The organism is Arcicella gelida (genome assembly GCF_034931025.1).
Classification (GTDB): Bacteria; Bacteroidota; Bacteroidia; order Cytophagales; family Spirosomataceae; genus Arcicella; species Arcicella gelida.
On sequence record NZ_JAYGIL010000006.1, the window covers coordinates 143,864 to 168,515 of the forward strand.

Consider the following 24,652-nt stretch of genomic DNA (forward strand, 5'->3'; position numbering starts at 1 on the left):
TTTGAATTAAGTAATTGGATTTTGTTTTTTGGATGTCCATCCAAAAACAGCTTTAAAGACTAAGTAAATAATCCCAAAGGCTAAAGCAAGCACAGAGGCTACTAGCAACCAATTGGTTAAATTGTTTGATTTTGCTCGATTGGCTAATTGGGTAGCCTCATTAGTTTTTGTTTCTGCCTGTGCTTTCAGGGCATCGTAAAGGGCTTGGTCAGCCTTACTTGCCTCTGCCTGAGCCATCAGCTTTTCAGCCTCTACATTAAGCTTTGCTACTTGCTTATTTGCATCACCATTAATCCACGCCGATGCAACATTAGTAAGCGATGAAACGATACTTGATGCGGGGTCTCCTGAACCCGTATTAGCTTTATTTGAACCTGAACCAGATGCTCCAAAAATCCCCCCAATTACATCTAAAAAACTACCACCTGTTGAAGAAGAATCATTCGTTTCTGTAGTAGTCTTTGTGGGTGTGGTAGTAGATGGCGTTGAAGAACCAATAGGAAGCGATGTTGTTGATTTTTCAGAATTAAATAGACCCATTTCCTTATTGTTTATTTTTTTTGTCTTGTCTGCCTTTCCACAATAAAACACCACCTATAATTACTGATATAAACCCAAAGACAATCAATACAATTGTTGTAAGGTTTAATGAACTATTTCCAGCAGCATTACCCGTTTGGGGAGTTGTACCATCAGCCAGCTTATCAATAATATCTTGCTTTTTTTTAGCAGCTGCTTCAGTGGCTATTTTTTCTTTGTTCAGGCGCTTGTATCGTTCCTGTTCAGCCCAAACAGCATCTAGGGTAATAATTTCTGATTTCACATAGACGGGTCTTCTTTCCTCACTGTATGTACCTTGACCCCACCCCAAAAATCCACTAGACTCCCTAACAGTCACATTAAAACTCATCAACTGGTATTCAATACCTCCATCAATAATAACTTGACCTAAAGCAATTCCTAGTTTATCCCCTATAAGAAGTACTAAGTCTTTTGGTGGCTCTGCTGCACCATCTGTATCACCATAGAAGGTTTGTAAAATTTGCTTATTGCCGGGGAAATTTGTCGTTTCATAAGCGAATTGCTCCCCAGGAATACCCACATAACATTCTGTATCTTTAGTAATTGCTGCCATTTTTAATATTTGGATTTAAAAATCTTTCCCAACAAAATGATTAGGAAAAAAACTAGGATGAATACTCCGAAAAACCACATCAAAAAGGTACTATTTATGTCTTCACTTGCTTGCTGTGGAATATCTTCACCTTGTTTAATGAAATACAGTTTGCCTTTAATTTTTAGGGCGTTGTACCATTGACCAGCTCGCTGGAAGATTTGATAACCTCCATCTACAATTGAATAAGGTTTTGGTATCAAACCTAGGTGGTCGTATTTTGTACCATCTACGTGGATTGCATTATAATAAGACGGATAAATAAAGTCAGTTACAAATACATCATTGATATAATAGCCAATATCCAATCTATTACCCGGGTCGCCTAACTCTACCAAGAATGTAGCGGTTCTATCCGGAAACTCAGGGTCTGTACCAACCAGCCTATTTTCAAGAAATGGATTAATACACATTTCTATGATTTCTTCGCTTACTACTTTTTCAAATCTACTTTGTGTAAAATCAAAGTCTGTCCAATTTCTGTAAATAACCTTACAATAAGCTCTTCTAGCATCTCCAGTACCCGTAAAAGAATGATAACCATTTATTCCAGTACGCTCTGGAATAGAATCAACTACTGATGCTATCCAGTATTCATTTGGCACTTCAGATTCGTACTTAAACGCAACAACGTCAGCTTCAATACCCCAATGCGGAGCAACATCCCTTTGCATTTGGATTTGAATAGCCGAAGCTATTTCGGTAAGTCTAGTAAAACCAACTTTAGCGGAAATATCTACCAATGCAACTTTTCTTTTTGTATAAGCCATTACTATAAAATTGGTGTTTGCGGGCTTTGATTAAATTGGTTTCTTGCAAGTCGTTTTCTATTCGCACTTCTAATTAATAAAAAAATAAGTACTGGAATTAAAACCACCATTGGCATAAACCAAAGCCAATTTGCTTTTAACCAAGTTAAGACTGGATTGGCTACCTCTGTTTCTGTTTTAACATTATCAGTATCACTATTTTCAGTATCATCAGTGCCGTTTGTCACGTGTTTATTTGATTTATTTTTGCCAAAAAAATCAAATAAACTCTTCGCAAGGTCGATTCCTTTTTCAAAGATATTTTTATCAGAAGAGGTATTTGCTGAAACTCGTGTACTATCGTTTACAATAGAGTCTGCTAGATTAAACTCCCTTGTATTAAAAATTACATAGAATTTTTCTCCGTCTTTTTCAAATTCTGTAAACTTGGTGGTATCACCTAAACCCGATACATTTTCTTTGGTTACTTTACCGAGTAATGCACCGTAACCAGTACCATAGCTTCTTGATGAAATGGTAGGTGCTTCAAAATATTCTACGTACTCAATGCCATCATTGACGTACAGGTATTTTCCAATAATTGATGCCATTTGATTATTTGATTATTTGTTTAATGCCAATGATGGCACACGCTTAACGCCTGAATTAATAATCCATCTTCGTAATTGGAGTGGGCTTACTGATGATGGACGAACTGATGGTATCGGCAAAGAAACATGGTTTTTAATGGCTTCATAACAGATTTCTGAACAGAACTTACTATTCTTATGCTGAACTGCTATCCCATAAACCATGCCTATTACCCCCAATTTATCATAAGGTGTTCCTTCATGATTTTTCATAAACTGATACACTTCACGCCAATTTTCAGAAGGGAGCATATAAATCTCAAAAAGATTAGGTTTCTTGATGTTCTCCCATTTTTCAAAATCAGTTCCTTTGCTTCCCCACGAAGATGCTCTCAGGTTATCCAATTCATCAAAAATGATTTCACAGTGTACCCAATCACCTTTAACTCCCAAAAGCATTATTCTTTGCTTGAAGTAATTATCAATATTTTTGTAATGCTCAAACAGTAGGTGCATTTAGCTTTGGATGTTTAGGTCGTTGAAAATTATATCTACTGAACCGTTTGGTCCTAAAATATTGGTGATGTAGTTTGCACCAACAGCATGGGCTTTCACTTTTCTGTAATACTTGACAAGCTCATCCATTTTCAAATCTTGCGTACCGTCATTAATCATTCTACCTTCCCCACGGTTATAGGCAAAAATCCAGCGATAAGTATTAATAAAGCCATATTTGAAGGCTAAACCACTTAAAGTTGCTGCGCAAGCATGAATGTTAACATCTGGTTTAAGCAAATCTTTTTTTGTAAGAATAATTGTGTTATTCTTGATTAATCCTTTATCCTGAAACGGCTTCAATTGTGCTTTTGTAATCCAACCAATAGTCGGGTATCTAAGTACTGAATCTTTGGCAGTCGATAGAGAAATTTGAGCTAATCCGAGATAAATACCTGAAGATGAAAAGGCAGAATCTTTTACACTAACAGAATCATCATGCTCTACGGCAATAATACCTAAAATGATATGAGCAGGAATTCTATGCACATCTGATGCTTCTTGAATAATTTTACCGTAGGCATCCCAAACAGACTTAATTCTTACCTTATTATCTTCTCTATTGGTTGCTGACCATTTTACTACACTTCCAGTACTTATTAGTTTAGTCATTGGATAAAATGACTGTTTCGTAGCATCTGCAGGTACTGTTTCTGTCAAAGAATTGAAGAGCTGTCCAGAAATTTCATATTGAAAATTATTTTTGGCAAAACCTAAATCACGTGCTTGGAAACCAGCCTGATAACTAGAGTCTGGCTCATAAGTGTTTAAATCAAGTTTAGCGGACACTTTTTGTGGATTGTAATTAAGAAAGTAATATCCACCGAATAAAATCACGACAAAGGCTATGACAATAAGAACGAATTTTCCTGTTTTCATAATAAAATTAAAATGCTGTACTTCATCAATACAGCATTTTTGGATTAAATGATAAAAATTACTTGATTGATTTCAGAATTGCTTTTGGCGAAATTGACTTTACTTTTTCAAAAGCAATTTCTTTAGCTTTACTTCTTGAAATGTTGTAATGTTTCACCATCACTGTTTTCTTCACACCTGAATTATGCTGAATTTTTTTGGCAATTTGGTCAACTTGCTGAATGGTGTATTTAGGTGTTTTACCTAATCCTTCCAATTCGCCTAAACCCTCCCCTAAACCTTCACCCAAACCACGTTGACGAATTAGGACTTTTTCGGAAAAGTTGTGCATCGTTTTACCGTGTTTTACCTCATAAATATTACCTCTTTCCTTGTCGTGTTCAGCCGAAACAACTGTCATGACTTTACCTTTATACTTTTTTAAAGTACCGATGTAAATTACTTTATCACCTTTTTTAAATTTAAACTTATGAGTCTTCTTTTTACCCAATCCAAAAATTTCCATGTTATTGTTTTTTGATTTTAAAATTTCTTTTCTTAAAAATTTGCATCCCGACAAACAGCAATACGACGATTGAAACTGATACGATTATGTTGCCTACTTGATAATTTTGATAGTAATAATTGTTTGAGTCTTCGGGTTTCAAAAGCATAGATTTATCATATAAAATAGGGCATTTGCTGTCAATAAATTGCTTTACTTCTGCATTAATTACCTTACCATCTTTGTTGTAATCTAAAGCCTTGTTACCTGAATAAGCATTAGAACCTTCGGAATAAAGTACATAACTGTCGGGCTTTCTATAAGATATAGGATAGTGTATCAATTCGTATAACTCATAAGCCGATGATGGAGCAACTCCGTTTGCATCCTTGATACGCTCTTGAATATACGCTTTTGCATATTGCATATATCCTTTCCAAGAAAGCTTTCGCAATTCTGTGATGGATATACCAAGCCCAAGTGCCGTTGAAGGGGTAATTTGAATGTAACCATAAGCCCCAATTGAATTACTTACAAGTCTCAAATTTGACTCCGCATACATGATTATCATCAACCAATTTGGGTTCGCTATTTTGCAGTCTTTACAAATTTGCCTAACAACTATCTCAAACTCATTTTGATTTTCCTTCTCAATATTTCCAAGATATACTAACATTATTGTAGCTTTATTTTGTGCCGTCGCTTGTATTCTTTAGTGGCATTGTACCCAATCCAAACGATTGTGATGATGGTGGCAATCAAGGATAATACCCAACCCCAATACTCCATCTTGGGTGTTACTTTATTTTCATCCATCTTCGTTTATTGATTTTAAATTTAATTTCGAATGAAGAAGCATTTGAAATAATTTATCAATTTTCTGCTCTAACCTATCAATTTTCTCATTGAGAAGTTTTTCGTTTTTAGCTTGACCATTTTCAAGCGAAACGATTCTCCCTTCAAGACCTTTTATTGCAATCTTAACATTTGAAATCTCTTCGGCATTTTCCTCGTTCTCCTTCGACCTTGTGTCGATTCGTTTTGAAGTAATATTTGAATTAGATGTAAATACATAAACAATAAGACCTACAAAACCTGAGCAAATTAAGCCTATCATAATGGTGATAAGTTCCTTAAAATTATTTCCCATTTGTTTTTAAACGATTTAGTGGTGTACACCTGTAGATAGCTGATTTAGGGCGCCATTTAATGTAAACGCCATCACCATCTCTATCCACACCAGTTACACCCGAACTACTTGTATTACCTTCCAATATTCTACACATCGTTACTTTGGGGTCGGGATTCCATTCATAAACTGAACCGATGTGCCTTATTTCAGCATTTTTCCCAAACTTGTACCCAACGGGCCAACCGAATTCTGGAGGTCGTTCAATTCTAAGATTTGGGTTATAACTACCAAGCTTATCGCTAAAATACTCTCTGGCTCTGGCTGAACGTACCGTTAACTTTACATCAATCGAATAGAACAAAAAGTAATAAAAACAGGCACACCATGCAGGTTTAGGTTTCATAGCGTTAAGCCATTTTGCTACTGAGGCACGATAAAGGTCAATCTGATAACCATCGTTATGACCCGTTTCCTCTCGCACATTTAATTGAGCTAGAATTAGCTTTTTTTGAATTTTCCTAATTTTTCGGGTTGAATCTAAATTAGATTGCCCGAAGCTAAAGAGATTGCACAGTAAAAGCGCAATGCAAAATATGCGAATCTTAACCATAGTCGTGTTTCTGGTTTAGCATTATAGAAATCATTAATTTTATCAAGGGTCAGGTATTTGTTGCTATTACCATACCTACTCATGTAATTGTCCTTGAACTTTTCGAGGAAAATCAACAGAACTTCGGTTAATAACATAAATACCAACACCGCTGCGGCTTTGTGTAGGGTAACAATGGCATGAACGCCCGCATCTGGATACAAAGTAATAATCACATCATTCAACCAAAAGTATAAAAATGATGTAGCAAGCGTAATAAGAATAAACACCAAAGAATTTTTGTTTTTATTCTCATTTCTGAAATCGTTTAAAGGCGATACGCCATCCTTTTCTCTTTGCACATCTAATTCTTTTTGTGCTAAAAGCAAATTCTGTTCAGCGTCTTGAAGAGCTTTACTTTTTTTCATTATAGTTTTTGTTAAAGGGGAGTTCGAAAACTCCCCAATTGATTATCTATTTCTTAGGGCTGAAATAATAGCCCAACGCATTGCCCAATACATCAAAAATGCCATAATGATGAACGAACCCGAAAAAGCGATAAAGATATACCATCCCATTGTTTTTACGGTTTCTGTCTCGACTGAAACATTCGTATTAAGGTCAATTTTTGGAGCTGTTTTACCCGATATGAAGCCTTCCAACGTTTTGTTATCAAGAACTTCCAATAACTTCTCTAGTACGTTTGCCATTAGTAGTCTAACTTGTACAAAATCATTTTTTGAATAAACTTATCTTGTTGGTCTGTACCTGACCCAAACCAAATAGACCACCAGCTCTTTACTCGTGTGTATAAAGTTTTACCATCAACTTTACCATATTTCGCATTATAGGTATTCACTAGAGCTACGAACTGGTCATCGGTAAGGCTATTTGCTTCATTGTACAGCATGTGTAGTTCTGTGGTATCACTAATCCATGAAACGAAATAATTGTGAAATTTCAATGCCAATGGGTCGGGTTTCCAACCAACAGGTATTCCACTACCAGAAGTTGGCAGAGGTTGCTCCAAAAATAATTCTTCAGGAGGTTTTGTGAGCCTTTTCCAAGCTATGTAGGCAAGAAAAGCGATAACAACATACCAGAATACTGGGAATGCTACTATTTTCTTGATGCCTCTCCAGATTACCTCAAATGCCTTTTTCATTTCGCTTTTTCTCCTTTCTTGCCAAATTTTCTATAACCCCCAATTCCTAACATGATAACAGCAATGATAGCCACCACATAAAGCAAAATAGAAGTAATAGAAAGTGATGAAGAGCTTTCAGATTTAGCCTGTGGGTCTTCTGCATCTGTAATCCCTGAAGCTGTTTCTTTCGGCAATCCTTTAGACTGTGGCTTATTTTCAGAAACATTGTTTTTCCCGACCCAGCCCAGCTCTTTACCCGTTGATGAGAAAACTTTATAGAAAGTAACTGTGAGATACTGCTTACTTTCGTAATTAGTATAACCAACAATATCACCATAAGGAACAACTCTAACAAGATTACTCAAGTTTAAGGCACTTGGTGTACTTCTAAGCCTTGAGCCTCCTGTGGTAATCGCATAGATAGTTTTCAGCTCTTTAGTATCAACAACTGGCTTTGCTTGGGTAGTGGCAGAAACAAGGAAATCCAAGTCCTCAATTCTAAACCATAGGTATGACACATACTTATTGGAATCGTCGTAATATGGTTCGTCCAAAAGTACCTTCCCATATCTTCGGATTACACTTGTAGTCCCAGATTTCTCAGTAATTGTTGAAACTTGGTCAAGTACACCAATCACAGTACCCAAACCCAAAGAAAGGGTTTTAGGTGTACCAGTACCAAAAATAAACGATTTACCTACAGTTCGTTTATTGGCTTTTACCTTAGCACCTTGACCAGAACGGGCTTCAGCAGAAGTCAACGAACTGATATAATCAGCAACATTCATCATGATTTATCCTCCTTCTGCTTTTTTTTTAGGCTAGGAAACCATCTACTTAGTAGATTAATTGTTCCATTTGCAAAAACAACCACTACCCCAATAAAAAGCCCAAAGAGTAATGCTCCGATAAAGAAATCTAAAATTGAAAATGCCTTGTTTTGGATTTTCTCTTTGTTAGTTTCTTCGGTTGTTGTTGCTGTATTTTGAGTATTTTCCATTTAAAAATAAATAAAAAAAGGAGTCATCGCAGTCGTTACGATTGCTATACTCCTTTCTTAGTTTTAAAATGTTTTAAGGTTACTTTGAAACGACCTTTTTCTTCTTTCCTTTACCTACTACTGCTTTAATTGCCATCCAACCAAGTACACCAATTGCAGGAACAATCAAGAACCAACTCCAAGTTGGCAAAGAGGCTAAAGCAGCAGAAGCAGTTTTTGGACTATCAGTACTTGAACCACTTCCAGAACCAGTACCTGTTTCAGTTTTAGATTTTCCACTTCTCAAATCAATATCTGATGGTACGTCACTGAGGTCTTCTGCCTTTATCGTATCCCATTGAAATTCTCCAGTAGCAGCATTGTAAGCGTAAGCAGTTGCAGTCAATTTTTCAGATGTATATACACTATCTGTAATTGTTGCAGTGAACGACATTAAACCATTGATGGTTTTTTTGGGCGTTAGGTTAAAGGACGTTTTGTTGAAGAAATGGAAATTTCCTGCTACATCACCCTCCCAACCATAAACATAATTTTCGGTATCCACCTCTTTTAGTGCGTGGATTTTTAAGGTTTTAGTCAATGTTGCTCCATTTATAGATAATACTTCACCGACATTCGCCTTAATAAATTGAAATTTCTTTGCCATATTGTAAGATTTGTTTAATTGCGATTTGAATTTTATTTGAACAAATCTATATGTTGTATTTTTAAGGCATTTTGAGGTATAGACTACATTGGTTTGAATCAAGCTCTATTCAACCATTTTAGACTCATCTGGTTTATGTGAGCATAAAATCATCATATTTTTAGACTCTACTCGACTATCTGCACAAATAATCATCACATTTGACATCCATTGATGCCAATCATCGAATTCCTTCAACTCTACCATTGAGTTTATTTCATAATCAGTCGGGTTAAGCCTTCTTAAAAGGTGTACTTGCCAAGGCATTAAAGCTTTTCCCTTTAGATTTTCAATTTTTAATCTATAAGTAAGCCATAAATAATTATCAAATTGCTCCATGATTGCAACGTAAGTATCACAATGAATTTCATGTTCTATTGCCAAGGTTTTTAGATGAACCTTATTCGTAGTTGTTTTTTTATCGACTTTGTTCATTTTAAAAGCTTGCTTATGACAACAATTACAAAAAATACTATTAGGAAAATCCCTAAAATGATGATTATACAAAGCTCTGGATACATGGTTTAAGGTACTAAAGGTTCAACATCATCTCCGACCGCCCTATGATATACGTTACCAATTTTGGTGATTAATTCTCCATTTGATTGTTCAAAAATGTAGCCTTCATTTAGCCACACGATTAGTTCAGAAAGCCTCAATCTGTTTGGATGATTAGCAACTTGGTTCATCGCCCTAACTTGCATCTGTGCCTTTGTGAGAACGTCTCTACCTTTTTGAATTTTTTTGAAGCCAATACCATCTTTATCATCATCGGTTTCTTTTATGATAGCCCTTTGGAAATATGTCCAAAGACTAGGAGGCACTTGGTGGAAAGTATGGTAAGTAAAAAATACTTCGTTGCACTTAATTCGATTACCTGCCAAAATGGTAAATAAATGTTGAAACTTACGAGATGTTAGGTTACCCTTGATTACATTGTTAAGATCGTCGAAAATGATAATGAAATCTAGCAAGTTGTGTGCTTGATTAACAAAGTCTTGCAACTCCCCATCTGTTACTACAATCCAGTCAAACAGATTAGATTTTGCATTAGCAACTTGAAGAATTTTACTACAAGGAATTTTATGGAATACTCCTGGCATTTTCCAGCCGGGCTGAATCAAAGAAATGGCTTCTTGAATCTTTGATTTCGAAGAAAACATTGGATTGTATTCTTGTGGGTTAAAAATGATAACCCTTTTCGTTTTACCATGATGATAAGCCACTATTTGTAACATAGCTGCTGCGAATAGTGCAGAAACGGTTTTACCTGTACGTTGGCTACCAACAATCAGCCAATTAAAACTTTGTAATTCTGGCTTATTCATCTTTATTCTAAGTCATTTTCAGGCTTTTCATTATCAAAATCTACTTGCCCTTTTGTAAATTGTGGAAAGACGATTCTAGGATTTGTATTTTCGACTACTTCCTCATTTCGTTTTAATTCGCTTTCAGCCCACTTATCATTAATGTCCTTATCATCTACTTGCTCCGTCTCATTTTGCACATTACTTTGGTTGCTTTGAGCTTCCATGTTAACAATATCCATCAAAACCATTTTAGGGTCTGTAGATTCTTGGTTTTTTGTAATATTTTTGATAGCTCCATCAATGTATTTAGTTTTTAGAGCAGTTGCACCTTCAATGATTTTAGGTTTTAAATCAAGTGCATAATCGACTACATAGTCAGCAACAAGCTGTGTAAAAGGCTCTTGCATCTTCATCATCATCAACTCAATTGGGTTGATGTCCTTAAAATCTGGAGCAATACCATTACGATAATCCTCTTCAAATTCCATGACAAAATATTCTATGCAAGACTCTTTGAAATAATCTTCAATCTTAAAGTTTTCAATAGCCCGTAAATGCTTTTGGTTTCTTAAAATCTTTTGAATATCCTTTGATAATTGTGAAAATTCGTCATCGTCAATATCTTGGTGAGTTCTGGCGGTTTCATCGTCACCTTTATTTTGAATAATTACTTTAGCCAATACCTTTTGATAGAGGTATTTTCTTTGCAACTGTAGAATAATCATATCAGTTTTAACCGTCGCACGTTTTCTGAAAGATGCCATTAAAGCATCTGAAACCTCTCGCTCTATAACCTCTGGATGATGATAATGAACTTCCTCTTCCTCTTCTTCATATCGACTTTGTTCTTGCTGATACTGATAGTTTCTGAGTTGCCCATCATTGCCTCTTGAGGTTGTAGGATTACCCATCATTCCTTGATAGGCATGTTGGTTTGGTGATATTCCTCCGAAGGCATCAGCGGCGGTTTTTAAAGCATTCCCAGCCCCTTTTACAGTGTCAGTTGCTCTTTTAAATTTATCCAAAAATGACATATTGCTATTTGGTTAATTGTTTTAAGTTATAATATAAATTTTGAAAAGGGATGGGAAGTTTTTTGAAAATAAAAGTTCGTAACCATTTAAAACTATCACTTTTCAAACGTGAAAAGACAGATTTTTGAAAAGTGCCTGAGAGCTGCTGATACTGAATCTCAAATTGTCGCATTAGTTTCTTTCTACGGGATAACCGCCAAGCAGTTTTTGCCACTTCTTTTTCCACTACTTTCATCAACAGTGGTTCAAGGTTGATGTTTTGTTTTGTGATTACTCCAGCTTTGATACAGTGGCTAAGTAGTAGGTTGAGATGTAAAGTATTGAACTTTTCTAGGTCTGAAATAGTGCCTTGAAATTCGATTGCTTCTCGTGCTACTTCAAACTGTGTTTGCCAGAATTCTTCATCTCCATCACCAATGATTTTACTTATTCTTGTAGAACCATCTTGGAGGTGTTCCACGATTGCCAATTGTTTCATTTGAATGTATTTAAAAATTCAAAGAATGTTTCAACCTTTTGCACTTCCTCGGCTTTAATGCCTTCGTATAGCATATAGTTTAATTGCCTCATACGAAGCTGAGTCAGTGCATTTTGTTCCTGTTGAAAATAATAATTTATTGAATTCTGAACATTTTTCAACAGTATTTGAAAGATTTCGATAGCATTAAATGTATCCGATTTAGTGTTATCAGATACAAAATCAATGATAGTTTGCAGATATTCCATTGAAATTAAATCTTCCCTTGGATTTTCGTAAAAATCATGAATTATTTCTTCAAATCCTCTGTGTACAAAAACAGGAAGATTTTGCAAAATTACCTGTTTACGCCCGTTTACAGGGCTGTTCACACCTGCGTTCACATCTGTAAACGCTTGTTTACCAGATAATTGAGTGCCAATTTCTGGGTTTTGAAAAATAGAAGTATCTGTACACGGATTTCCATCCATATCAAAGTACATTTCATGCAATAGATTTGTTACCCAAACATCTACAGTTATGTTCTTCAAACCTGCAAAATATTGAAAGCGAGCTAAGGTATTTTGAGTAAGTATAATCAACAAACCATCGTTATTCTTCAAAAAATCAATGGCATGTCTAGCCTCAATGATTTCTTTTAGATAATCTGATTTATTTTTGCCTTTTGAAGCTGCTTCTAAGGTGAATTCCTTCTCAAGTTCATCGCTAGTTCGTATGCCTATGTGTCCCATGATTTAATTAGCTAAAGTGTTATACTGTCTCTCTAGGATAGACTTTACGGGTTCGGGAACACTGCTGAGTAATTCTTTTACAGATGTTTCACGCTTTTCTTTTATTTGCTCAGAAAGCAATTCAAAAGCTTCATTGATAGCTGCCATCAATTCATCGGGCGTTGGCTCTATTTTCCAGTTAAGATACGTGACCTTATTGTGTGAAACGATGATTAAAACATCATCCACAGTAAATTCAAATGTACTTTCAGCTAGTGTAGTTTCTACTACATCAAGCTTTGCTTTGAAATTCTCTAAATCAAATCCGAACATATTTCCTTCGATTTATATTGAAAAAGCGTAGGAAATATGTAATTTTAAGCTATTGATTTTCCCCAAAAACAATAAAACTGATTACATACCCCTACGTCCCTTTTTATTTCTCAAAATTGTTTAAAATTAAATTAGCCGAAAATAGCCGAAACGCTTTGGTAACGATACTGAAACACTTTGGTAACGATAAATGCTGCTTTTAGTAAATGGGACGTATAATTAGCAAAAAACAAATCAGATTTTATCTTGGTTATTCAAGTAGAAAGACATTTAATAGCCATCTCAGTAGCTCTGGGATAAAGGAAAAATTGCCTCAATTCTTTTTCTCAAAGAATAATTTCTTTGAAGGTGAAATTGAACAATTGGAAAAAATTTTTAATCTTAAGTTTGTTTTATGATATAGCTCCTTAATTTTTAGAAGAAAGCAACTTATCGCAAAATAAATGGCTTTCTTCTTATACTAGACAACTAAAAATTCATCTATACTTTTTGTAAATCAATTTGAGTAGGGCTCTCCTTTCAATTTTAATTTACATTCACTATTCCCTAAGTAATAAGGTTCAAAATTCTCACGACCATTCCTCTTTTTGATATTGCTTAACCTCTTTATTAAGGAATTAGCCTTTTCACTAGTTGATAATAGTTTAGTGATTATTTTGGTTGAAACAATTTTTTGAGATATGCTGTAACTAAAAATTACTTTATTGTTTTTTTTAGTATGAATCTTTTATGATGAATTCTATATAAAGTTACAAGTGGTTATCATTAATATAAAGTGTATTATTGGTACTAAATAGCATTTATATATCAATAATTCATAGGCTAAAGAGCTTAAAATAAGCTTTTTCAGCGTAGAATAAAGTGTATATTTGCACAATAATAAACTAAGAAAATATGGTAAATAATATAACATTTACAAACTATAAAATCTTTAATAGTGAACAAAATATTGTACTTGCCCCTATGACTATCTTAATTGGCAAAAATAGTTCAGGGAAAAGTGCTTTGGCAAAGCTCCCGACGTTGATTTCGGGAAGCTTAAAAGGTACGAAACAAGAACCCTTTAGTTGGGAAAATGAAGATGTTATTTTGGGAAATAATTATGCAGATTTGAACTATGAAAAAGATACTACTGGAGAGTTTGAATTTAGGTTAGAACTTAAAGATAAAAAGTTTTTACATATCAAAATATTATTTGGAGATTCCAACCTAACTATTCGCTCGTGGAATTATAATAATGAATTTAAAGTTCAATATTCTATTAAAGAAAAACTTTATACAATTAATGATGGAATAAAGCTGTATGAATGTATGTTTAACGGTTTTCTATTAAAAGAAATTGTCAATTTTGATGAAGAAATCCCAAGCCTAATTGATTTCAGTTTTGAATTTGACTATGTATGTTCATATAGGATTGAACCTAAATATATTAATGAAGACCTACCTAAGGAAAAAAATATCAAGAAAATTGGGATAGATGGTAAGCTAGCTTACGAAATATTAATTAATGATTCTATATATTCAGATAGCCATCTATTGCAGAAAGTAAGTAGTTGGTTTAAAGAAGTATTTGAAAACTGGGAAGTTAATATTGATAGAGATACACAACGTAATAAATTTTATTTTGAACTTAAAAGAGATTTTCCAAGACGATTTACTACATCTCTAGAAAATGTTGGACAAGGGATGAGTCAAATTTTGCCATTAATAACAAAATCTTTTTTAGACGAGGATAAACCCTCACTAAGTATTATAGAGGAGCCAGAATTACATTTACATCCTTCTGCTCATGGGGATTTAGCGGAACGTTTTGCGAAATCTCTAAAGGATGAAAATAAAAGATACTTGATTGAAACACATTCAGAAAACTTTATTCTAAGATTAAGAAGGTTGATTGCAGAAAGTAAATATCCTTATTTTACTGAGCAAAATCTTAAGATATATTATGTCCATTACGATGAATTATTAAATGAGAGTTTTTTGAAAGAAGTCGTAGTAGAAAAAAATGGAAATGTTAAAAATTGGCCTAAAGGTGTATTTAGTGAGTCAATGGATGAATTATTAGCAATGAAGAACGCTCAAAAGTAGATGTCTATATGCGAATAGAAATAAAAGAGAACATTTTTAATTCAAATGACCATAAAAAATTAGACCACCTTATTAGAATTGTATTTGAACGTCCTCTTGGTTCTGTTAATACAAAAGCTAAGGTATTTATAGATTTAAATGAGTGTTTGAATTCTAATCTTTATGAAAAGTTAGATTCTATAGATAAAGAACTATTAGAGGTTTCTACAAAAGATTATTTTTACGAAGATTCTCCAACAATAAATTACACTGTTTCAAATGATAATAATCAGGAATCTTATACTTTAGAAGAAGCAATAGCTTTATTAAATGCACCATTTTGGATTTTGCTTGAAAACTCCAGAAATGACCAAGAGCTTATCAAATCAATCATCTTTAATTTTGATGATAATGAAGAGTATCTTAAAGACTGTTTGAAAAATAGATGGATAGAATTTGATAATGCGGGTGGCTGTGGTAATGTAAAGAACTTATTAAAACAAAGAATTAATTCTTTTGAGAATTTTGCCAGTATCTATAGTACAAATCCTAGAAAATATTACCGTGGTATAGTTATTTTAGATAGTGATAAAGATTTCAAAACCCAGACTATTAAACCTGAATATGTCAAATTAGAATCTTTCTTTCAACGTACAAATATTCCTTATCATATTCTTGAAAAAAGAGCGATGGAAAACTATATGCCAGATGAAGTAATTATAGATATTTTAAGAAATAAATCAATGTCTAATAATCCTGATGATAAAAAATGTACGAGTTGGGGAAATTTATATCAATATTTGAATAGTGAACAAAAAGATTTTCTGAAATATGATGGTCTAGATAAATTTAACACTTTGAGTTTGGGTGCTCAAAATCTATATCGCAATTTATTACCAAGCAACTATAATATATTAGTTGCAGGAATACACTATAGAGATAATAATGCTACAGAAGACGAAGAAAAAAGATTCAAAAATGCTTTTCCTAAGTTGTTTACACTATCACCTTTAGTAAATAAGGCTTCCTTATCCTCTAGATGCGGTACAAATGAGTTGGAAAAAATTTTTAATATAATTAAACAATTGTTATGAGCTCATTAATAAGTTTAAAACCATCGAGTAATAATTTTGATAGCTATTTGAAAGATATTAATTCTGGTTTATTACAAATACCTGAATTTCAGCGTGATTTTGTATGGGGGCTTGAAAATGTACTTAACTTATTGAATAGTATAAAAAAAAATTACCCAATAGGCTCCTTTTTATTCTGGACACCCGAAACAGAATTTAGAATAGCAAAGCAAGTTGGCCCCTATTTTCTTAAAGATTCATATTTAGAAGATTTTGAACATAGACAAAGGAAATATATACTAGATGGGTATCAAAGAATGTCTACATTGTTTGGGGTACTTTCTAATCCCGAAGATATTGAAAATTTCACAATAAATACTGAATTATATAACTCTACTTTCAATATTAATTATAATCTTGAATCAGAAGTGTTTGAAGTGAATTTACGAAACTTGGAGACTTTCAGTGTTCCAGCTTATACTTTATTAGACTATGAATCTTTCTTAACGCATTCAGAAAAAATACAAAGAGAATATAATTCTGAACAGTCTAAAATTTATACTACTCGATTAAAAAGAATCGTTACAACTTTCACTAAATATCAAATGCCAGTAATCGAAATAGCAGGAGGTACTTTAGATGAAGCTATAGATATATTTACATTATTAAACAAAGAAGGTAAACCTATTACACCAGATTGGATATTGTCAGCAAAAACATATACAGATAATTTTAGACTAGGAGATAAAATTGATAACATAGTAGAGAAGATTGACAAGTATAATTTTATAGATAAAAAGCCTAGAGAAGTAGCTGTAAGAGATTTGATTTTTAGAAGTATTCAAAGCTCGTTTGGTGATTTATATTTAGATAATAAAAGAACAGACATAATAGCACTATCTAAAAAAGAGAACTTTCAAGCACAAGTCGATATTACTGTAAAAAGTATTGAACTTGTTGCTAAATTTTTATTTGAAGAACTCTTAATAGTTGATAATAAATTGTTACCAGCAAATATTCAATTTATTTTTTTGGTAGAATTTTTTAATCATGTTCCAAACCCAAATCAAAAACAAATAGAAAAATTAAAACTATGGTTTTGGGTTACAACATATTCCAATTATTTTACAATTTTTAGTCCAAGTAAAAGAAAAACGGCATTCCAACATTTTCAAAGGTTTATTTATGAAGTAGATATAAACCCTGTTTACCATGAAGTAAATAACCATATATTTGATGTACCGATATTACCTGAAAAAGTAAATTTAGGTTCCGTCCGTTCAAAAGCTCATATTTTATTCATGTTAAATTATTCAAATAATTTCGAGCGAGTAGATGTTGAATACGTGGTAGATTATAAGATTTTAAAATTATTTTCTGAAACAGAAGTGCCTTTTTATTTGAAAGAAAGTGCAAACATGGTAGTGTGTTTAAACACTACAACCAATAGTATATTTATATATGAAGGTAAAAAGAAATCTGACTTATCTTTCATGCTTCACCAAGAGAATAGAGGAAAATATTTAGAGTATTTTATTACTGATGAAATGAGAGACAATTATTCAAAAGGTAATATTATTCGTGTACTTGAGTTAAGATACCACTTGATTTATACAAAAGAGCGAGATTTTGTAGATAAATTTGATTTGGAATATCAAGAAAAATATGAATTATTTTAATAATTCTACACTATTTTGATTTTATAACCCATCTACTATAATCAAAAAAGTATAGAATTATCAGGTATATTTAAATTATCGAATTGTAAGAAGGTGAGTACTATTTTTTGCTTTAATCTTTCTTTCAAGGCTCAATATCTAAATTCCATTGGTTTGAGTTAAAAGCACCACAATCACATTGAATGGGTTCATAATTTTCTACAATTTCATATTTTGCAAATACTTTCTTGAAGTGAGGATAATGTCACAGTTACTGGTATATGTTCATTTCTAATCTTCGTGAAAATTGGCTCAAATTACTCAATTAACATCGGTTATTAAATAACATTTGTACTTACAATTTTTATGGAGAATAATAATTTTTTAGGCAACTAAACCTTTTCAAAAATCTTTATGTACAAACAATAAACTCCATAACAATTCTGTAAAAAAGTCTTTAAACAACCAATAAAATCAGCATGCTTGAAAATATTATACATTCTTTTGATTCAGTTTATAATAAATTAATCGTTTGGAAATTTTGGGGATAATACTTTATCCCCAAGTTTATAGTTGTGCATATTTTTTTCGTTTTTTCTTACCGTTCACATTGTATTCTTTTCCGATTCTTTTCCCTTGGTTGATTAGCCATTTACCCAGCTCTCGCATTTTCTTAGGTGTTATTTGTACTTTACCTTCAAATGCTAATTCTAAGTCGACTACATCCCAATCTCTTTTTTCCTTTTCAAGAATTTGAACAGTAATTATTGAATCAAACTCCACAGATTCTTGTACAACCATAAGATTAATTTTCAGTTAGGGGTACAATTTCAAGATGTTGGATTGATACTAAACCTCGTTTGCCTTCAATCATACAAACTTCTTCGCCTGATGGCAATTCTGTTACTTCTGAAAGAATACGGGTTTTAACAGGGTTTAATTTTGTACCATCTTCTTTGATGGTATGATAGTAAGTAACTAATTGACCGACGGTAACTTCTGATTTTTGCATTGTTTGAATTGTTTATTTGTTTGAAAATGCTTTAATTAATCTTTAAACTTTTTACGATTGTGCCTTTAGGAAGAATGATTTCGTGAAATTTACCTGAGTAACTATTCTGCATTATAATTCGGTTGATGGTGTCTCTAGTCTCTAAAGAATATTGAAGGCTGCAGATTTTTCTATAGAATGGTATTTCATTACTATTCTTGGTTTTATTACCATGCTCTTCCATATCTAAGCGTTCGTTGATGACTGTACAGAATATAAAAACCAAGAAGCCAAAAGCAAGTGCTTTGATAAGTTCGCTTAACAACTTTATCATGAAATTTTGAGTTTTATGTGAATGATTGAAATGAATAATCTCCGTTAATGAGTGCAGAAATTGAACACGATAAAATCCATTTTTCAATTCTTGAATTATTGCTCATTTGAACGCTAATAATATCTCTTTCTGGATCCATGGAAATTACCTTTATGGGTATTGAATCATAGGGTTCATTATCATTGGTAAGATATTGTGAGTAAAAGGTATCACCGACACGAAATTTGTATTTTCCCTTTTCATCTTCTTCAATAAAAACTTCAATGTTATCATAGCCGTTGGTATCGGTTATTTCGTTGTTTAGATAACCGTTTAGCAAAAAATACTCTTTGCTATCTGGATTTAGCTTTGTGTTGGTTTTGCCGATTTCAACTAATTCATTGGCTGTTTCTAACTGGTTTTCATCTATCAAAAAGCCCATTTTGCGGGTAATTGTCTCAGTGACTTTAATCCATATTACTTTTTCCATTTTCGTTATTTGGTTTAACTTTTAATAAAAATATGTGGTAAATTATGCTTTGAATAACCTTCCCAACCTACAGAATTCCTTTCTGTTAGAAATTCATCCCATTGTTTGATAAGCTTTTCTTGTTCTGCTTTACAATCTGGATAATTGTACATCTTCATCAGTTCTCGAAAATTGTTAAAATTATTAATGTCGAAAAAAAAGGACGATAAAACATCAACACTAGCTTTTCCAGCCTTAATCATCGGTATTCTTGCGAATTGATTCATTAAATAACTATCAAGATTTTTCCTGAGTACATTTTATATTTTAAACAGATTTGGTGCATTGATGGAATTGCCCTGAATGTATAGTGTTCCCCATCTACACTATTGAATTGTTTGATATATGGCTGTCCTTTTAAGATTTTCCAACCGTTTCGCTTTGCCATAATAACGGCTCTTTTTTCAGCAAAGGAAAATGGAAGATCGATGCAATTATTTAAGTAATCCCTGATAAACAAGCTGGCATTACAATGAAACTCTTTTCGTGCTGTTTTAACCTCTCTGTCAGAGATTATTGTAATTGTTTCGCTCATCGTTTGTTTCTGTCGTGAATTCCCTCTATAACTTTTTCAAAATCTTCTACTTGCTTCTTGAGATAACCAACCGCTGCGACAATAGCAGATTCAATCGTTTTGTGATGCTCTGGTTCGATTTCCGCTATCTGGAGAAAGTTTTCTCCACGATTGCAAACTTTAATAAAGAATCCATCCTCAACATCGTGATTAAAGACTACTGTCTTTTCTTGGATTAATTTTTCAAATTGTTCTAATAATTCGTTCATTATTTCTTGCAGTTTTTCAGCATAAAATGCAGTGTTAAATACTTCTCTTTTTCATCAAAAATTGTTTGATAATCATTCAACTCGCAAACCTTTAAGCATTCATCAAGGAAAACAATTTTGGTTTTATAAATAGCCATCGCTATTCCGTAATCCTCTTTAGGAAGTTGTCCTAAAAGTTGAATGGAGCTTATCTGTAGGGCTGTTTCTTTACCGCTTAGTTTCATTTGATTTTTGGATGTATGAATTAATTGAAAGCCCTATTTTCAGGATACTTAATACAGAAAGAAACCAGCACATAAATAAGAATAAGAAGTGTCTATAACCCCATTTGAAATTTGTGTCTATCGAACCGTCAGTCGCTTGTTTTAGGATATATTTGTTACTTGGATTATCCCATTGCATTGTCATGCCTACTTTTTCATCACCGAAAAAACCTGAAGCTTGTAGGTAATCTGTCAAAAAACTTATACTGATTGCGGAGCCGAAAAAGAGTAATATCCAGATGGCTGTTAATAGAAAATATTTGTCTTTCATTTCAATAAATTTTAAGTGATTTTTACTAGATGTTAATGCCTTTATTTCAAGCGATTTTAGCTTAGTTTTTTTGAGTTTATGATAAAAAAAAACTTCTAATAATACTTGAATCTGTTTGTCTGTTGGTAATTGATATTTACCTTCTTTTTCTAATGAATTCATAGTTTTTGAAGAGTAATAAATCTTTGGTAGATTTAAATTTGAATAATACTGGTAATGGAAAAAAAATCACAGGTATAACTAAAAGAATATGGTAATTATCTAATATTTTAAACCACTCCTTTCTAAACCTAAAATGCCAAAGTATTTGAATCACAATCACTAAGATTTTAAATAGCCTTTCAACAATTAGGTACAGGATTAATAACATCCATCCAAAAATGTACAGACAAGCAATTAGTAGGTATTTCATCACTTCATAATGTTTAAACGTTCTGCTATTATTTGTACAATTTGTGCGTATTCTAATTTTATGCTTTCTTCTGAAAGCATTTCTAAGTAATTCTGTCAAAAGCTATTCTTTCAATTTCAGATGAGCCATTTATAGACATTGCAATATCACGAGCCTCATCCCAAAAAGCTGAAATCCAAGCATTCAAATCATCTACTTCAATCCAATCTTCTCTTCCAAAGAAATGAACAGTTCTGTCAATTTCATTAACGTCGACATATTCTGAAATTTTTGCCATCTTAATAGTTGTTAAATAATCCAATTTTTTGTTCAGGGTAATTCATCCAAATAACTTCTTGGACTTCGCTAGAACGTATGTTATTTTTTTTGATTGGCAATTCTACTTTTCTCCAGTCCGAGTACAAATCATTGTATAATTTTGTGTTATAACTACTAATCATGGCCAGTCCATTTATACTGTGAAGTTTCTCTGAAAGAGTTATGTGGTCTTCGGTTGAAAATTCAAACTTATAATCATTAAATGAAGCTCTACATTCTTCTGGATAGGGTGGGTCAGCATAAAAGAATGTTTTTTGACTATCTATCTTACCTATAGCTACTTCAAAACTAAAATTGGTTATTTGGATATTAGTTCTTATTGCTTCAGCAACTTCATGAAGTTTTTCTAAAGCATTATTCCATTTTGATACGGTTTCTCCACCTTTGGCATTATTTTGAGACTTAGCCATGTGCCAACCTTTATTCTTTCTTGAGCAACCCAATCCAAAAAATGACTGTCTTACTCTTACATAGAATCGTCTTGCTTGCTCAATTTTATTTTGTGATGGTTCCCAACACCTATCATACTCTAAATTTGAACAAGGTGTTAATAAAAGCAATCTCATAAGCTCTTGTTCATTATCCCTTAAAACTTCAAAGAAGTTGGTAATGTCTTCATTAATTTCATTGACTGTTTTTATAACTTTTCCCTTGTAATTGAGTGAAACAGCACAACTTCCACCAAAAAGTTCACATAAATGATTAAACAATGAAGGGTCTGGAAAATGGTAATTCAAATGTTCTATCCAACTGAATTTTCCTCCAAAATAATTAAATGCAATAATTTTAGACTTATTCCCACTCATCACTTTATTTTATTTAAATGTTCTGTAATGTTGTAACCAGCGTTTTTAAAGCCAACTGAAAAGCCACCAGTACCACTGAAAAGCTCTACCATTGAGATGTCTTTTTTCATAGTATCTTGAGTTTTGCATAACCTTGAGTGTATGCTGAATGGATTGAATCTTTTTCAGTGAAGTCTTTTTGCTCGTGAGTCATATTGCCGTAAATAAAATCAACGATTAACTCATGGTTATCAATCATTTCGTCAATTTTATCTTGTTCAACAAAAATGAATTTTGACACAAAAACAGTTGCAGGATAGGTAATTCTTACCTTTTTAAGTTCGCTCATTTTTGGGGAAATTTTTAGATTAATTGGCAAAGGGTTTAAATTTCAAAAGCTCTTTAAATTCAGTTATGCTCTTCCCAAGTATGTGGTTTGAAGAATCATTATAGTCGTAGTCGCAAGAATGATTATGATAATGAATATCAACTTGATTTTCATCGCTAAAAAAGAAGTGAAACGATATTGAACCATCGTAAAATTCTTCGTTATGAATCACACAATAAGACCACTCTGACAAACCTTTTGAATCGAATGTAAATTGAATGTTTCGTTTAACTAATTCATTCACGCACTGGCTGATAAGGGTTGCCTTTGGGGAGAAAAGCAGTTGCTTAATTCCTAGAGAATCTATGATAAGAACATTGTACACTAAGCACAAAGTGAAAATTGTACCTAATATAAGATTGACAAAAATTGTTTGCCATGTGCATAAGTCATTTATCATCTTCTATAAAGGGTTTTAATTTCAGAAGCTCATCCATAGTGGTGATATTAACTCTTACGCCTTTTCCCAAATATTTATACACTGTAATTTCATTTACGAAATCAATAAAGAAATATGGTTCTTGTTCTTGAACATTCTCAATAAAACAATCTCCATCTTTGTCAAAGCCAACCGTAAAATCAATTTTCCTTTGAACCAATTCTTTGATACATTGCTGAAAAAGCGTCTCTTTCATTTTAAGTCTTTGTGCCTTTTTCTTGAAGTAGATTATTCCTACCAATACTGGGGAGATAGTTACCAAAAAAAATGTGATAATTCCAGCCATAATAGTGATTAAAAAATCTTCTGTAGTAGTCTTACTCATAGCTCAATTTGGTTCTGGTTTGGTTGATTCTAATATTACTTTTAAGCTTGCAGTTTTCATCTGAATCAAGTAATCTATTTCCCAATATATCACATTCAGTATCTACAATATCCAAGCTGTGAAAGTAATCTTGGAGGTCTTGCTTTTTTGACTCTTTCGTTGCTTCTCGTTGTTCGTGTCCTGGTCTTTTAGGAATGGTGATTATCATCATTTGGATATTTTATTTTGAGGTAAACGATTTCAAAAAGGAGTTCTAAAATTGGCATCAGGAATGCCATCGTTAGCACAAAATTCGATTTTTGAAGGCTTGTAACTTGCGATACTGAAGCAATGAATTCGTTAGAAACCTTCATATTAAAATTGATAGCTGAAAACAACACTTGGATGGCAAACACTATCAACATTATCAAAATAGCGTAAATGCGTAAAGAGTTATTAACATTTTGTATTAGCATTATTAGTGGAGCAAATACTACAACAATAGCGACACAAAAAGCGACAAAATGAATGTCGTGCATTTGTATCAATACGCTAAAAACGCTACTAATGCTATAAATTTTCATCAATCCGATATTGATTAATATCAACCAAGCTTTTTCGCTTTTTCGCTCATCTTTCGCTACTAAAACGTCACTAATTTTGTTTATAACTTCTTCTTTTTCAGATTTTACCGTAAAATTATCGTCACTAATTCGCTCATCTACCGCTATTGTTACTTCCTCTGTTTTTATAGAAGAAATTGCATTAGCTTTGTCTAAAATAGTAGCCTCCCATTGTGACCGATACATACGCATTGTCGATGATGGATAGCCCAATTCCTTCGCTACATCCGCTGCAGTTTTTCCCTTTGAAAAAAGGTTAAAAACAGCTTCTTTATCTATTTTATTGCGGATTGCCATTTACTTATTTTTGTTTTTTTTGAAGAGGTAATATTCATAATCATCAGGCTGTCGCCAGTGGTCTGTGTCAAAAACTTCAAGCAGTTCATCACTCTGATTATCAATCAACCAAGCATACCCAACTTCCATTCTTTCATGTATTGTTTTGATATACTCTTTTGCCTTTTTAGGGTTCAATCGGTTGATGAAACTGTAATGTGTTTTTGTTTCGCCATTTTTTAATATTATCCAAACCCTGTATAGCGACTTCTCGGGGTGTGGTTGTCGTTCTTTGGTAGAGGTACTCAAT

The 24,652-nt window shown here is 32.9% G+C and carries 41 protein-coding genes; 3 read left to right on the forward strand and 38 right to left on the reverse strand.

Going from position 1 to position 24,652, the window contains the following annotated elements; translation table 11 throughout:
• Positions 1-6: 6 nt before the first annotated feature.
• The 22 genes from VB776_RS06805 to VB776_RS06910 all read right to left on the reverse strand — a co-directional run bounded on the left by VB776_RS06805 (position 7) and on the right by VB776_RS06910 (position 12,849).
• A complete protein-coding gene (locus VB776_RS06805; protein ID WP_323327332.1) occupies positions 7-540 on the reverse strand; it encodes a hypothetical protein in 534 nt (177 codons plus the stop codon).
• A gap of 4 nt (positions 541-544) precedes the next feature.
• The gene (locus tag VB776_RS06810; protein ID WP_323327334.1) at positions 545-1,135 is read right to left on the reverse strand and encodes a hypothetical protein; all 591 of its coding nucleotides are present in this window, start codon (positions 1,133-1,135) and stop codon (positions 545-547) included.
• Between the two features lie 2 nt (positions 1,136-1,137).
• The gene (locus tag VB776_RS06815) at positions 1,138-1,944 is read right to left on the reverse strand and encodes a hypothetical protein (RefSeq protein WP_323327336.1); all 807 of its coding nucleotides are present in this window, start codon (positions 1,942-1,944) and stop codon (positions 1,138-1,140) included.
• A 2-nt stretch (positions 1,945-1,946) separates the two neighbouring features.
• A complete protein-coding gene (locus tag VB776_RS06820; protein WP_323327338.1) occupies positions 1,947-2,534 on the reverse strand; it encodes a hypothetical protein in 588 nt (195 codons plus the stop codon).
• 12 nt (positions 2,535-2,546) lie between these two features.
• On the reverse strand, positions 2,547-3,029 hold the full coding sequence (locus VB776_RS06825; RefSeq protein ID WP_323327341.1) for a hypothetical protein: 483 nt from the start codon (positions 3,027-3,029) through the stop codon (positions 2,547-2,549).
• On the reverse strand, positions 3,030-3,947 hold the full coding sequence (locus VB776_RS06830) for a transglycosylase SLT domain-containing protein (protein ID WP_323327343.1): 918 nt from the start codon (positions 3,945-3,947) through the stop codon (positions 3,030-3,032).
• 58 nt (positions 3,948-4,005) lie between these two features.
• Positions 4,006-4,452, reverse strand: a complete 447-nt coding sequence (locus VB776_RS06835; protein ID WP_323327345.1) for a hypothetical protein — start codon at positions 4,450-4,452, stop codon at positions 4,006-4,008.
• A 1-nt stretch (position 4,453) separates the two neighbouring features.
• Positions 4,454-5,107, reverse strand: a complete 654-nt coding sequence (locus tag VB776_RS06840; RefSeq protein ID WP_323327348.1) for a lysozyme family protein — start codon at positions 5,105-5,107, stop codon at positions 4,454-4,456.
• 132 nt (positions 5,108-5,239) lie between these two features.
• The gene (locus VB776_RS06845) at positions 5,240-5,581 is read right to left on the reverse strand and encodes a hypothetical protein (RefSeq protein ID WP_323255518.1); all 342 of its coding nucleotides are present in this window, start codon (positions 5,579-5,581) and stop codon (positions 5,240-5,242) included.
• Positions 5,571-6,044, reverse strand: a complete 474-nt coding sequence (locus VB776_RS06850) for a hypothetical protein (protein ID WP_323327350.1) — start codon at positions 6,042-6,044, stop codon at positions 5,571-5,573. The genes VB776_RS06845 and VB776_RS06850 overlap by 11 nt, the downstream gene beginning before the upstream one ends.
• 56 nt (positions 6,045-6,100) lie before the next feature.
• Entirely contained in the window at positions 6,101-6,580 is a 480-nt protein-coding gene (locus VB776_RS06855) for a hypothetical protein (RefSeq protein WP_323327352.1), read from the reverse strand.
• Positions 6,581-6,622: 42 nt separating this feature from the next.
• Complete coding sequence (locus tag VB776_RS06860) at positions 6,623-6,862, reverse strand: hypothetical protein (RefSeq protein ID WP_323327354.1); 240 nt, start codon at positions 6,860-6,862, stop codon at positions 6,623-6,625.
• Positions 6,862-7,317 (reverse strand): hypothetical protein, encoded by a 456-nt coding sequence (locus VB776_RS06865; RefSeq protein ID WP_323327356.1) that lies wholly within the window; start codon positions 7,315-7,317, stop codon positions 6,862-6,864. Before VB776_RS06865 ends, VB776_RS06860 begins: the two co-directional genes overlap by 1 nt.
• The gene (locus VB776_RS06870) at positions 7,314-8,090 is read right to left on the reverse strand and encodes a hypothetical protein (RefSeq protein ID WP_323327358.1); all 777 of its coding nucleotides are present in this window, start codon (positions 8,088-8,090) and stop codon (positions 7,314-7,316) included. The genes VB776_RS06865 and VB776_RS06870 overlap by 4 nt, the downstream gene beginning before the upstream one ends.
• The gene (locus tag VB776_RS06875) at positions 8,087-8,299 is read right to left on the reverse strand and encodes a hypothetical protein (RefSeq protein ID WP_323327360.1); all 213 of its coding nucleotides are present in this window, start codon (positions 8,297-8,299) and stop codon (positions 8,087-8,089) included. The genes VB776_RS06870 and VB776_RS06875 overlap by 4 nt, the downstream gene beginning before the upstream one ends.
• A 79-nt stretch (positions 8,300-8,378) precedes the next feature.
• Positions 8,379-8,945, reverse strand: a complete 567-nt coding sequence (locus tag VB776_RS06880) for a hypothetical protein (RefSeq protein WP_323327362.1) — start codon at positions 8,943-8,945, stop codon at positions 8,379-8,381.
• A 105-nt stretch (positions 8,946-9,050) separates the two neighbouring features.
• The gene (locus tag VB776_RS06885) at positions 9,051-9,419 is read right to left on the reverse strand and encodes a hypothetical protein (RefSeq protein WP_323327364.1); all 369 of its coding nucleotides are present in this window, start codon (positions 9,417-9,419) and stop codon (positions 9,051-9,053) included.
• 89 nt (positions 9,420-9,508) lie between these two features.
• A complete protein-coding gene (locus VB776_RS06890; RefSeq protein ID WP_323327366.1) occupies positions 9,509-10,312 on the reverse strand; it encodes a hypothetical protein in 804 nt (267 codons plus the stop codon).
• 2 nt (positions 10,313-10,314) lie between these two features.
• Positions 10,315-11,328, reverse strand: a complete 1,014-nt coding sequence (locus VB776_RS06895; RefSeq protein WP_323327368.1) for a hypothetical protein — start codon at positions 11,326-11,328, stop codon at positions 10,315-10,317.
• A gap of 4 nt (positions 11,329-11,332) precedes the next feature.
• Complete coding sequence (locus tag VB776_RS06900) at positions 11,333-11,806, reverse strand: hypothetical protein (RefSeq protein WP_323327370.1); 474 nt, start codon at positions 11,804-11,806, stop codon at positions 11,333-11,335.
• On the reverse strand, positions 11,803-12,537 hold the full coding sequence (locus tag VB776_RS06905) for a hypothetical protein (protein ID WP_323327372.1): 735 nt from the start codon (positions 12,535-12,537) through the stop codon (positions 11,803-11,805). The genes VB776_RS06900 and VB776_RS06905 overlap by 4 nt, the downstream gene beginning before the upstream one ends.
• 3 nt (positions 12,538-12,540) lie before the next feature.
• Positions 12,541-12,849 carry a hypothetical protein gene (locus VB776_RS06910; RefSeq protein WP_323327374.1) on the reverse strand — a complete coding sequence of 103 codons (309 nt, stop codon included), beginning with the start codon at positions 12,847-12,849 and terminating at the stop codon, positions 12,541-12,543.
• An 894-nt stretch (positions 12,850-13,743) separates the two neighbouring features.
• Between VB776_RS06910 and VB776_RS06915 the strand changes: the two genes are divergently transcribed.
• From VB776_RS06915 to VB776_RS06925, 3 genes are read left to right on the forward strand one after another with little or no spacing between them, the layout of a single operon-like run.
• Positions 13,744-14,937 (forward strand): AAA family ATPase, encoded by a 1,194-nt coding sequence (locus VB776_RS06915; protein ID WP_323327376.1) that lies wholly within the window; start codon positions 13,744-13,746, stop codon positions 14,935-14,937.
• 8 nt (positions 14,938-14,945) lie between these two features.
• Positions 14,946-16,010, forward strand: a complete 1,065-nt coding sequence (locus VB776_RS06920; RefSeq protein ID WP_323327378.1) for a hypothetical protein — start codon at positions 14,946-14,948, stop codon at positions 16,008-16,010.
• Positions 16,007-17,668 carry a DUF262 domain-containing protein gene (locus VB776_RS06925; RefSeq protein ID WP_323327380.1) on the forward strand — a complete coding sequence of 554 codons (1,662 nt, stop codon included), beginning with the start codon at positions 16,007-16,009 and terminating at the stop codon, positions 17,666-17,668. The genes VB776_RS06920 and VB776_RS06925 overlap by 4 nt, the downstream gene beginning before the upstream one ends.
• 546 nt (positions 17,669-18,214) lie before the next feature.
• On the opposite strand, the gene VB776_RS06930 is transcribed toward VB776_RS06925, so the two are convergent.
• The 16 genes from VB776_RS06930 to VB776_RS07005 all read right to left on the reverse strand — a co-directional run bounded on the left by VB776_RS06930 (position 18,215) and on the right by VB776_RS07005 (position 24,651).
• Positions 18,215-18,448 carry a hypothetical protein gene (locus VB776_RS06930; protein ID WP_323327383.1) on the reverse strand — a complete coding sequence of 78 codons (234 nt, stop codon included), beginning with the start codon at positions 18,446-18,448 and terminating at the stop codon, positions 18,215-18,217.
• 4 nt (positions 18,449-18,452) lie between these two features.
• On the reverse strand, positions 18,453-18,659 hold the full coding sequence (locus tag VB776_RS06935; protein ID WP_323327385.1) for a hypothetical protein: 207 nt from the start codon (positions 18,657-18,659) through the stop codon (positions 18,453-18,455).
• A gap of 31 nt (positions 18,660-18,690) precedes the next feature.
• Positions 18,691-18,972 carry a hypothetical protein gene (locus VB776_RS06940; RefSeq protein ID WP_323327387.1) on the reverse strand — a complete coding sequence of 94 codons (282 nt, stop codon included), beginning with the start codon at positions 18,970-18,972 and terminating at the stop codon, positions 18,691-18,693.
• Positions 18,973-18,985: 13 nt separating this feature from the next.
• Positions 18,986-19,441 carry a hypothetical protein gene (locus VB776_RS06945; RefSeq protein ID WP_323327389.1) on the reverse strand — a complete coding sequence of 152 codons (456 nt, stop codon included), beginning with the start codon at positions 19,439-19,441 and terminating at the stop codon, positions 18,986-18,988.
• Positions 19,442-19,455: 14 nt separating this feature from the next.
• The gene (locus VB776_RS06950; protein ID WP_323327391.1) at positions 19,456-19,707 is read right to left on the reverse strand and encodes a hypothetical protein; all 252 of its coding nucleotides are present in this window, start codon (positions 19,705-19,707) and stop codon (positions 19,456-19,458) included.
• On the reverse strand, positions 19,707-20,015 hold the full coding sequence (locus VB776_RS06955; protein ID WP_323327393.1) for a hypothetical protein: 309 nt from the start codon (positions 20,013-20,015) through the stop codon (positions 19,707-19,709). Before VB776_RS06955 ends, VB776_RS06950 begins: the two co-directional genes overlap by 1 nt.
• Positions 20,012-20,263 (reverse strand): hypothetical protein, encoded by a 252-nt coding sequence (locus VB776_RS06960; RefSeq protein ID WP_323327399.1) that lies wholly within the window; start codon positions 20,261-20,263, stop codon positions 20,012-20,014. The genes VB776_RS06955 and VB776_RS06960 overlap by 4 nt, the downstream gene beginning before the upstream one ends.
• A complete protein-coding gene (locus VB776_RS06965; RefSeq protein ID WP_323327401.1) occupies positions 20,263-20,487 on the reverse strand; it encodes a hypothetical protein in 225 nt (74 codons plus the stop codon). The genes VB776_RS06960 and VB776_RS06965 overlap by 1 nt, the downstream gene beginning before the upstream one ends.
• Entirely contained in the window at positions 20,471-20,959 is a 489-nt protein-coding gene (locus tag VB776_RS06970; protein WP_323327403.1) for a hypothetical protein, read from the reverse strand. The genes VB776_RS06965 and VB776_RS06970 overlap by 17 nt, the downstream gene beginning before the upstream one ends.
• Positions 20,960-21,291: 332 nt before the next feature.
• On the reverse strand, positions 21,292-21,486 hold the full coding sequence (locus VB776_RS06975) for a hypothetical protein (RefSeq protein WP_323327405.1): 195 nt from the start codon (positions 21,484-21,486) through the stop codon (positions 21,292-21,294).
• A 1-nt stretch (position 21,487) separates the two neighbouring features.
• Positions 21,488-22,333: a DNA adenine methylase gene (locus VB776_RS06980; RefSeq protein ID WP_323327407.1), complete on the reverse strand. Its 846-nt coding sequence runs from the start codon at positions 22,331-22,333 to the stop codon at positions 21,488-21,490.
• Between the two features lie 106 nt (positions 22,334-22,439).
• On the reverse strand, positions 22,440-22,661 hold the full coding sequence (locus VB776_RS06985) for a hypothetical protein (RefSeq protein WP_323327408.1): 222 nt from the start codon (positions 22,659-22,661) through the stop codon (positions 22,440-22,442).
• Between the two features lie 428 nt (positions 22,662-23,089).
• Positions 23,090-23,464 carry a hypothetical protein gene (locus VB776_RS06990; RefSeq protein WP_323327410.1) on the reverse strand — a complete coding sequence of 125 codons (375 nt, stop codon included), beginning with the start codon at positions 23,462-23,464 and terminating at the stop codon, positions 23,090-23,092.
• On the reverse strand, positions 23,457-23,675 hold the full coding sequence (locus VB776_RS06995) for a hypothetical protein (protein ID WP_323327412.1): 219 nt from the start codon (positions 23,673-23,675) through the stop codon (positions 23,457-23,459). The genes VB776_RS06990 and VB776_RS06995 overlap by 8 nt, the downstream gene beginning before the upstream one ends.
• Positions 23,653-24,363 carry a hypothetical protein gene (locus tag VB776_RS07000; protein ID WP_323327414.1) on the reverse strand — a complete coding sequence of 237 codons (711 nt, stop codon included), beginning with the start codon at positions 24,361-24,363 and terminating at the stop codon, positions 23,653-23,655. Before VB776_RS07000 ends, VB776_RS06995 begins: the two co-directional genes overlap by 23 nt.
• Positions 24,364-24,651 (reverse strand): hypothetical protein, encoded by a 288-nt coding sequence (locus tag VB776_RS07005; protein ID WP_323327415.1) that lies wholly within the window; start codon positions 24,649-24,651, stop codon positions 24,364-24,366.
• Between the last annotated feature and the right edge of the window lies 1 nt (position 24,652).